This window comes from uncultured Flavonifractor sp. (assembly GCF_944383115.1).
GTDB lineage: Bacteria > Bacillota > Clostridia > Oscillospirales > Oscillospiraceae > Flavonifractor.
In genome coordinates this window covers 1-9,522 of sequence record NZ_CALWOJ010000078.1, presented here as the reverse complement: position 1 = coordinate 9,522, position 9,522 = coordinate 1, and the positions used below count along the sequence as shown (strand labels likewise).

The window sequence follows — 9,522 nt, the reverse complement described above, 5'->3', positions numbered from 1 at the left end:
CCCCTTAAGGGGCTTCGTCCGTATCAGGCCCTTTTAGGGCCTACTCAAGCCTCCGGCTTAGCCGGAGGTTTTGACTATTTCCCAGCTCCGAAGTCCGCTATCATCCCGGCAGGTAGTACCTTTTTGCCGGGCAAGTAGGATGCTGTAGCCTTGATCAATGGTGTCATCTGGAAAGAAATTTTCCTGGCTGAGCAAAGTTCCCAACCCAAGCATTTCCTTTGCCAGATCGACATTAACACGAATCACACAGGAGATGCTTGAATTGAAGTCATAGTTTACGTCTTTTCCCCTTACCACCCATCCGTGCTGTGAACAAGGACGCAGAAAATTGGATGGAAGCGCCTTCCTGAGATCTATGGTAAATGTCTCATTCCCCATATATACTCCACGAAAATTTGACACGTTTGTATCAGCTACATACAAAAATAGAAAGAGATGATCATTTTTCTCGATGCGGTCAATTTCCTTGTTGTAGTCCGAGATACGCCTGCAAGTATCTTCCCAGGATTTATGATCAACTTCAAACTTTCTGATTGTGTTTCTGCGTACCAATTCCTCAAAAGAAATTGGTGCGCGTTTTGCATGCTCTTTTAACTCAGCTATTTTAGAAGCGGCAAGCTCTGTTGCTTCGAGCGTAGGTTCAGTTGGTGGGATGACTTTTTCCAGCTGACTACTTTTTATAATATAAGAGCCGTCTTCTCCACAGCCGGAGTTGTTGCGGAGCAAATAGCGGCTAGTGGACTTATCCCATTGATATAGACCAAACCAGAGGGCGGTCCAATGATTATCCACAAAATCGACACAATATGTAGTTGCACCATAATGCTGAAATACCGCCTCAATCACAAGCATTTGGAACAATTCCCATCCTTTTACATCGGTATTCTTTAAGCCGAGAAATTTCAGAAGAGAATCTTCACCCAGGACTGCTTTCATGGTTTCTTCCAGACGAGCCTTGTTTTCTTCTTCTGTACTTAAATCGTGCTTTATGCTGGGTACAACTTGCTTATATAAACTACATTGCCCGCGATATAGCACCGTACCATTTGACGCGTTAATATGTTTGATATAGCCAACCAATTGATTGAGAGCGTGCATGGAGGGAACATCATAGATAGGAATGGGAGAGGGGCCCCAGGTTCCCACGAAAGTGGCTTTTTGGAAATCTGTTGCTTTTGGATATTCGATCATCGTATCATCCCTATCTTTAGAATTAGTATTGCTGTACTGGCAGCTGCTTGCTTTTTCCAAAGGACGTAACACTATACTTGTTCCAAAGGACGGGGGAGTGGATTTTAGAAGGAAACATGACGGATAGTTGCCCGATCCCTGTGCTGTAACACAGACAAACCAGGAAAGACGGTGGGACTTATGAAGATGGAGCGGTTGAAAACCGTCATCCGCCACCCAATCAGGAGGGTACTATGAAAGGATTTACCCGTACAGAAACCCGCTTCTCCCTATGCGGCCTCAACTGCGCCCTGTGTTCCATGCACCTGGGCGGCTACTGCCCCGGCTGCGGCGGCGGAGCAGGCAATCAGAGCTGCGCCATTGCCAAATGCTCCCTGGAGCATGGCGGCGTCCAGTTTTGCTGGGAGTGCCAGGAGTACCCCTGTCTCCGCTATGAGGGCTTTGACGATGGGGACTCCTTTGTCCCCCATCGAAACAGGCGGCAGGATATTGCCAGGGCCCGGGAGTTGGGAATGGAATCCTACCTTTCCCAACTGGAGGAAAAGCGCGCCATACTGGATGCGCTTCTGGAAGGCTATAACGACGGCCGCCGCAAAACGTTTTTCAACACGGCGGTCTATCTCCTGCCCTTGGAGGAGCTGCAGTCCGTGATGGCTGCTCTGGGCAGCCGGCCGGAATTGACTGAATACCCCATTCAGGAGCGGGCCCTTGCCGCCGTTGGACTTCTTCAGGAGGCGGCGGACCGCCGGGGTATCGGCTTGAAGCGCAGCAAGAAATGAAAGAAGGAACGATCCGCAGCGATCCACTTTTCAGTCTGGTTTCAGGTTGACGCGGTATGATAGAACAAAAAGAGGTGGCGACCGTGAAGATCCTGATTATAGAAGATGAGAAAATGTTGGCGGATTCCCTTTGACATACGGGAACTGCTGGCCTGTATTCATGCCCTGCTCCGCCGGCAGGGGCCGCAGGTGGATGAGCTGGTGCAGGGCAATACTACCCTGGATCTCTCCTCCGCCATGCTGCTGTGCGGCGGGGAGCGGGTGCGGCTGTCGGCCAAGGAATTTGAGATCATGCGCTTTCTGTTCCAGGCGGGGGGACGCAACTGCTCCAAGGAGGCCATTCTGGCCAAGGCCTGGGGCTACGATTCCGACGCGGTGGAAAACCATGTGGAAGTATACATCGGCTTTCTGCGGAAAAAGCTGGCCAGCATCGGCTCCAACGTGCGCATAGAGACCATCCGCAGGATGGGGTATCATCTGGAGGTGGACGGGGATGATTAAGAAGCTGCGGCTCAAGTTTGTCCTCATCAATATGAGTATTGTCACCATCATGCTGGTGGTGATCTTGGGCCTGGTGTTCTACTTTACCAGCGCCAACCTGGAGCGGGAGAGTATGCGGATGCTGGAAAATATCGCCGCTCAGCCGGTCCGGTTGGGGGTGCCGGGTGAACTGGGGGAGGATGTGCGCCTGCCCTTTTTTAAGCTGCAGCTGGGGTTGGGCGGAGAGGTAGTGGCTACCGGCGGAGGTTATTATGATCTGTCCGACGATGCCTTTCTGGATCGGTTGATTGCTCAGACCGCTGCATCCCCCAATCATCTGGGGGTGCTGGAGGAGTATAATCTGCGCTACTACCGGCTGGACAGCCCCGCCAATCAGTGCGTGGTCTTTTCCGACATCTCCAGCGAGCGGGCCACACTGGAGGGGCTGACAAGGAGCTGCGTTCTGATCGGCTGCCTGAGCTTTTTCGGCTTTTTGTGGGGGAGCATTCTGTTGTCCAAATGGGCGGTACGGCCTGTGGAACGGGCGTGGCAGCAACAGCGGCAGTTTGTGGCCGACGCCTCCCACGAGCTGAAAACGCCCCTGACCGTCATCATGACCAATGCGGAACTGCTTCAGGACGGCGGGGATGGGTCTGAAAACCGGAAGCGGTTTTTATCCGGCATCCTGGCCATGTCCCGGCAGATGAAGAATCTGATCGAGCAGATGCTGGAACTGGCCCGGGCCGACCACGGGGAGTCGCAGGCCGTCTATGGGCCGGTGGACCTGAGTAAGGTAACGGAAGATACGCTCTTGCCCTTTGAACCCATCTTTTTTGAGGGGGGGCTGGCGCTGGAGAGCGAAGTGGAACCGGATATCCAGGTGAGCGGTGACGGGGCCCAGCTGAGTCGTGTGCTGGAGGCCCTGTTGGACAACGCGGGCAAATATACCCGGCCCGGCGGCCGGGTGTGGGTGGCGCTGCGGCGAAAAGGAAAGGGACGGTGCGTCCTTACTGTAGCGGACGAAGGAGAACCCATCCCGCCGGAGCGATTGGAGCTGCTGTTTAAACGGTTTTACCGGGCTGACCCGGCCCGCAGCCGGACAGGCAGCTTCGGGCTGGGGCTGCCCATTGCCAGGAGCATCGTTGCCCGGCATCGGGGAAAGATCTGGGCGGAAAGCCGGGAGGGGATCAACTGCTTTTTCGTGGAATTACCCTGTGACTGAAGGGGGCGGCGTTTTAACGCCGCCCCCTTTTTATGTTCTATTTAGCATCCTTTCAGCACTGTTTCAGCATCAGAGGCTATAATGACTCCCATACCAGCGCCGGCTATCGCCGCGCGCCGTAAGGAGGACCGATATGATAAGCATGGAACATCTGACCAAGTGCTATGGTGATCTCCTGGCGGTAGACGATCTCTCCTTTGAGATCAATGAGGGCCATGTATACGGCTTTCTGGGGCCCAACGGGGCCGGGAAATCCACCACCATGAACATCATGACAGGCTGCCTTTCCGCCACTGCCGGCCGGGTCAGCATAGACGGGTATGATATCTTTGACTCGCCGGGCGAGGCAAAGCGGCGGATGGGATATCTGCCGGAACAGCCGCCCCTCTACCTCAACGAGACGCCGGAAGAGTATCTGCGTTTTGTGGGTCAGGCCAAAGGCCTCAAAGGCGCGGAGCTGGAGGGGCAGATCCGGGAGGTAATGGAGCAGACCCGGATCGGAGAAGTGAGACGCCGGACGATTTCCGCCCTGTCCAAGGGCTACCGGCAGCGGGTGGGCATCGCCCAGGCTTTGCTGGGGGACCCCAGGGTCATCATCCTGGACGAACCCACCGTGGGACTGGACCCCATCCAGATCATTGAGATCCGTGATCTGATCAAACAGTTGGGCAAAACCCACACCGTGATCTTCAGTTCCCATATCCTCAGCGAGGTCCAGGCCATCTGCGACAGGATCCTCATCATCAACCAGGGGAAGCTCATCGCCTTCGACACGCCGGAGGGCCTGGAGAAGCGTCTGCTCTCCCCCAGCGAGATCACCCTCACCGCGGAAGGGACGGAGGAGACGGTGCGCGCCATTCTGGCGGATGCGGCGCATATCACACAGATGGAGATCAGGGAAGCGAGCGCAGAACGGGTCTCCGTCACCCTTAAAACCGACCTGGAGGATATCTATCAGTTGTCCCGCCAGCTCTTCTTCCTCTTTGCGGATCGAAAGACGGCGCTGCTGGAGATGGCGCTGAAGAAAGCCAATCTGGAAGATATTTTCCTGGAACTGACGGAAAGTACGGACACGGCCACCCAACCGGAGGAAAGCGAGGCGAAGGAAGCATGAAAGCGGTTTTCAAGCATGAGCTGCGCAATTACTTTCACTCTCTCACCACCTATGTATTCGGCGCTTTTCTGCTGGCCTTTGTGGGTATCGGCGCCATGATTTTCAATCTCCAGGCGGCGGTAAGCAATTTTGAATATGTCCTGGAATTCGGCAGTCTGGTATTCGTGGTCATCGTGCCGATTTTGACCATGCGGGTCATCGCCGAGGAGAAGAAGCAAAAGACCGACCAGCTGCTCTACTCTCTGCCTATCACCACCGTCCAGGTGGTGCTGGGCAAGTATCTGGCTCTGCTGGTACTCTATCTGATCCCTCTGGCGGTTATTTCGGTCTATCCCTTCATCTTCGCTCAGTTCGGCGAGGTCTATCTGCCCACCTCCTACGGTTCTATTTTTGCCTTTTTTGTGTTGGGCGCCGCCCTCATTGCGCTGGGCACATTTATCTCATCCCTGACCGATAACCAGGGCCTGGCCGCCGGGGTAGGCATCGCGGTGATCTTGTTCAACTACTACAGCGTCAGCCTGTCGGAATATGTATCGGCTACCGCCCTGGGTTCGGTGATCGCCCTGCTGGTGATCTATATCTTGCTGGGCCTGCTCATCCGCTATGTGACGGGTAATGGCAGCCTGGCTTACTGGATTGCCTTCGCCCTGTCGGCGGTGACGGTGGCATTGTTTGTGGTAAATAACGCCGCCTTTGAGGGCCTGCTGCCCAATATCATGAACCAGCTGTCCCTGTTTGAGCGATTTACCACCTTTGTCAACGGGATCTTCGATGTGAGCGCCATCGTATACTACCTGACAGTGATCGCCTTCTTCCTGTTCCTGTCGGTACAGTCCCTGGAGAAGAGGAGGTATAACTGATGAAACTGCCGGTGCATTTGAATCCGAACGGCGGGAAGGGACGGGGCAGGATCGCCTTCCAGGGGGGTACGTACTCCCTGGCCATCTCCGCCATTGTGCTGGCCCTGCTGGTAGTGGTCAACATCCTGGTATCCATCCTGCCCACCAACCTGACCCGATTCGATATCAGTTCCTCCCAGCTGTACTCCATCACCAGCAACACCAAGTCGGTGGTCAACGCCCTGGAGGAGGACGTGACCATCTACTGGATCGTCCAGGCCGACCAGGAGGATCCCATCGTGGAGAACCTGCTGAACAAATACGACAGCCTGTCCGAGCATATTTCGGTAGAAAAAAAGAATCCTGACGTCTACCCCACGTTTGCCCAGCAGTACACCGACGAGACGGTGGACAACAACAGCCTCATTGTGGTATGTGGGGACAAGAGCCGCTTTATCAGTATCAACGATATCTATCTGTATGAGACCGACTTCTATTCCTACAGCTATACCAGCGCCTCCTTCGACGGCGAAGGGGCCATCACCTCCGCCATCGACTATGTGGTCAGCGACGAGCTGCCCCAGCTCTACCTGCTGGAGGGCCACGGGGAGGCGGAGCTGCCCCAGACCTTCCAGGAGCAGCTGGAGAAGGATAATATCGAGACCCAGACCCTGTCCCTGCTGACGGTGGATACCATCCCGGAGGACGCCGACTGCCTGATGATCTACAGCCCCTCCAGCGACCTGTCCCAGGAGGAAGTGGATATGCTCCGGGACTATATGGCCGGCGGCGGCAAGCTGCTGGTGATGGCGGGTCCGGTGGAGGACAGCAGCCTGGACAACCTGTACAGCCTGCTGGAGGACTATGGCGTCACCGCCGCCGAGGGCATGGTGGTGGAGACCGACCGGAACCACTACGCCTTCCAGATCCCCCTGGCCCTCATGCCCGACATGGCCCAGAGCGACATCACCCAGCCCCTCATCGACGAGAACTACTATCCCATTGTGCCGGTGGCCACCGGCCTGACGGTGAGCGGCAACGCCTCGGGAGCCACCGTCACCGAGCTGCTCACCACTTCGGACAGCGCCTTCAGCAAGGTGGCGGGCTATGAAATGACCACCTATGACAAGGAGGAGGGGGACATCGACGGGCCCTTTGCCGTGGCCGTGTCGGTGGAGCTGGACGACGGCGGCGAGATGGTGTGGTTTTCCTCCTCTCTCTTCCTGGACGATGGGTACAACGCCTACTCCTCCGGGGCTAACGTGAACCTGACCATTAGCGAGTCCACCGCCTCCCTGCTGAAGGTGACCATGATCGGCGTATTCCCCCTGCTCTATCTGGCCGTGGGCATCGGAGTGGTGGTCAAGAGAAGGAGGATGCAGCATGAGCCGGTCTAAAAAGCTCTATCTGCTGCTGGGCGCCCTGGCGGCGGTGTGCGTGGTTACCTTCTGCGTCAGCCGGTACCAGGAACACAAGGAGCAGATCAAAACCAGCGACCAGATCATTCTGGAAATTCCGGAGGACTCGGTGACCGCCCTGTCCTGGACCTATGACGGCCAGAGTCTGGCCTTCCACAAGGACGATGTGTGGTATTACGACGCCGACGAGACCTTCCCGGTGGATGAGGACGCCATATCTGCCCTGCTGGAGGGCTTCCAGTCCTTCGGCGTCTCCTTCATCATCGAGGAGGTGGAGGACTACGGCCAGTACGGGCTGGACGACCCGGTATGTACCATCCAGCTCACCACCGAGGACGCCAGCTATGAGGTAAAGCTGGGCAACTTCAGCACCATGGATTCCCAGCGGTATGTGTCCATCGGGGACGGCAACGTCTATCTGGTGCAGGAGGACCCCCTGGATGCCTTCGATGTGGAGCTGTCCGACCTGATCGACAACGACAGCCTGCCCTATGTGGGGACGGCGGACCAGATCAGCATCCAGGGTGAGGATTCCCTCCAGATCACCTGGCAGGAGGAGAGTTCCAGCTACCGGGAGGAGGATCACTACTTTGCCTCGGTGGATGGTGCGGCCCAGCCCCTGGATACCAGCTTGGTGGAGGACTTCCTGTACACCCTGGGTTCCCTGGATCTGACAGACTATATGACCTACAACGCCGGGGAAGACGATCTGGCCACCTACGGCCTGGACGACCCGGAGCGCACCATCCAGCTGGACTACACCACCGAGGATGAGGACGGCAATGAGACCGCCCACACCGTGTCTCTGGCGGTGAGCCGTGCCCCGGCGGAGCGGTGGGACGACACCCAGGCCGACGCCGAGACGGAGACCGGCGAGGAAGAGGAGGTCACCGCCTACGCCCGGGTGGACGATTCCCCCATCATTTACAAAATCACCACCGAGGAATACCAGGCCCTGATGGACGCCTCCTACGGCACCCTGCGGCACAAGGAGATCCTGCCCGCCGACCTGGAGAATGTGTCCCAGGTGGACGTGACCCTGGACGGAACCTCCTATACCCTCACTGCCAGCGGCGAGGGGGAGGAGCGGACCTGGTCCTACGGGGAGCAGGAGCTGGAGACCAGCGACCTGCCCGATGCCCTCCAGGCCCTGACCGCCGACCGCTTTACCGAGGAGGAGCCCACCGGACAGGAGGAGATCTCCTTCACCCTCCACCTGTCCCTGGAGGGGGAGCCCACCGTAAGCATCCAGTTCTATCGCTATGACGGCACCTACTGTCTGGCCGTGGTGGACGGCCAGCCCACCGCCCTGGTGACCAGAAGCCAAGTGGTGGACCTGCAGGAGGCGGTGTATGCCGTGGTGCTGGGAGAAAGCTGACCCTGTAAGAAAACTGAAAGAAATGTTCGGAAACTTGTAGGGTGCGGGAAAGAAAAAGCAAAAACATCAAACGCCTTGCTTTGGTACCATATGGGTATCAAAGCAAGGCGTTTTTTTGCCTGTTGGGAGGAATCTGCCATGAAAACCATTCTGGTACTCTTCGGCGGCTGCTCCACGGAGTACGCCGTCTCGCTCCAATCAGCCCATGCCGTGGCCGCCCATATGGATCGGAAGGCCTATACGCCCCTTCTGGTGGGCATCACCCGCTCGGGACAGTGGCTGTACTACACCGGCCCCCTGGACCGGATGGAGGCCGACACCTGGCAGCGGGAAAACTGTACCCCCTGCACCCTCTCCCTGGACCGGGGGCGGGGGGAGCTTCTGCTGCTGGACGGTACCGGAACGGGGCTGCACTTTGACGGGGCTTTTCCTGTCCTCCACGGGAAAAACGGGGAGGACGGCACCCTCCAGGGTCTGCTGGAATTGGCGGGGGTGCCGGTGATCGGCTGCGGCACCCTGGCCAGCGCCCTGTGTATGGACAAGGACCGGGCCCATAAGCTGGCCGCTCTGGCGGGGGTAAAGGTCCCCCGTGGGACGGTGGTGGGCCGGAGCTGGCGGGAGGCCGACCTCCAGGGAGCGGCCCGGGATCTGGGCTATCCCCTGTTCGTCAAGCCGGTGCGGGCTGGTTCCTCCTTCGGCATCACCCGGGTGGCCGGGCCGGAGACCCTGATGGAGGCGGTAAAGGAGGCCCTGAAGCACGACCGGGAGGTGCTGCTGGAGGAGGCAGTGCCCGGCTTTGAAGTGGGGTGCGCCGTGCTGGGCAACGAGGAGCTTACGGTGGGGCTGGTGGATGAGATCCAGCTGTCCCAGGGCTTCTTCGACTACGAGGAGAAGTATACCCTCAAGACCTCCGCCATCCACTGTCCCGCCCGCATCAGGCTGGAGCAGACGGCGGCCATCCAGGCGGCGGCCCGAACCATCTATCAGGCGCTGGACTGCCGGGTGTTTGCCCGGGTGGACCTGTTCCTCACCCCGGAGGGGGAGATCTACTTCAACGAGGTCAACACCATCCCCGGCTTTACCGCCCACAGCCGCTACCCC

The 9,522-nt window shown here is 57.7% G+C and carries 9 protein-coding genes; 8 read left to right on the top strand and 1 reads right to left on the bottom strand.

Annotated features, from left to right (window positions below; translation table 11 throughout):
- Positions 1–57 precede the first annotated feature (57 nt).
- Positions 58–1,191: an FRG domain-containing protein gene (locus tag Q0K43_RS08585; protein ID WP_297290143.1), complete on the bottom strand. Its 1,134-nt coding sequence runs from the start codon at positions 1,189–1,191 to the stop codon at positions 58–60.
- Positions 1,192–1,424: 233 nt separating this feature from the next.
- Between Q0K43_RS08585 and Q0K43_RS08580 the strand changes: the two genes are divergently transcribed.
- The 8 genes from Q0K43_RS08580 to Q0K43_RS08545 all read left to right on the top strand — a co-directional run.
- Entirely contained in the window at positions 1,425–1,970 is a 546-nt protein-coding gene (locus tag Q0K43_RS08580; protein ID WP_297290142.1) for a DUF3795 domain-containing protein, read from the top strand.
- 105 nt (positions 1,971–2,075) lie between these two features.
- Entirely contained in the window at positions 2,076–2,471 is a 396-nt protein-coding gene (locus Q0K43_RS08575; protein WP_297290141.1) for a winged helix-turn-helix domain-containing protein, read from the top strand.
- The gene (locus Q0K43_RS08570; protein ID WP_297290140.1) at positions 2,464–3,672 is read left to right on the top strand and encodes a sensor histidine kinase; all 1,209 of its coding nucleotides are present in this window, start codon (positions 2,464–2,466) and stop codon (positions 3,670–3,672) included. Before Q0K43_RS08575 ends, Q0K43_RS08570 begins: the two co-directional genes overlap by 8 nt.
- Positions 3,673–3,805: 133 nt before the next feature.
- Positions 3,806–4,786 (top strand): ABC transporter ATP-binding protein, encoded by a 981-nt coding sequence (locus Q0K43_RS08565; RefSeq protein WP_297290139.1) that lies wholly within the window; start codon positions 3,806–3,808, stop codon positions 4,784–4,786.
- Positions 4,783–5,646, top strand: coding sequence for an ABC transporter permease (locus Q0K43_RS08560; protein WP_297290138.1), 864 nt, complete (start codon positions 4,783–4,785; stop codon positions 5,644–5,646). The genes Q0K43_RS08565 and Q0K43_RS08560 overlap by 4 nt, the downstream gene beginning before the upstream one ends.
- A complete protein-coding gene (locus Q0K43_RS08555; RefSeq protein WP_297290137.1) occupies positions 5,646–7,022 on the top strand; it encodes a GldG family protein in 1,377 nt (458 codons plus the stop codon). The genes Q0K43_RS08560 and Q0K43_RS08555 overlap by 1 nt, the downstream gene beginning before the upstream one ends.
- Positions 7,009–8,421, top strand: a complete 1,413-nt coding sequence (locus tag Q0K43_RS08550; protein WP_297290136.1) for a DUF4340 domain-containing protein — start codon at positions 7,009–7,011, stop codon at positions 8,419–8,421. The genes Q0K43_RS08555 and Q0K43_RS08550 overlap by 14 nt, the downstream gene beginning before the upstream one ends.
- Positions 8,422–8,559: 138 nt before the next feature.
- Positions 8,560–9,522 (top strand): D-alanine--D-alanine ligase family protein (locus tag Q0K43_RS08545; protein ID WP_297290135.1); only part of this gene is annotated, 963 nt, incomplete at its 3' end.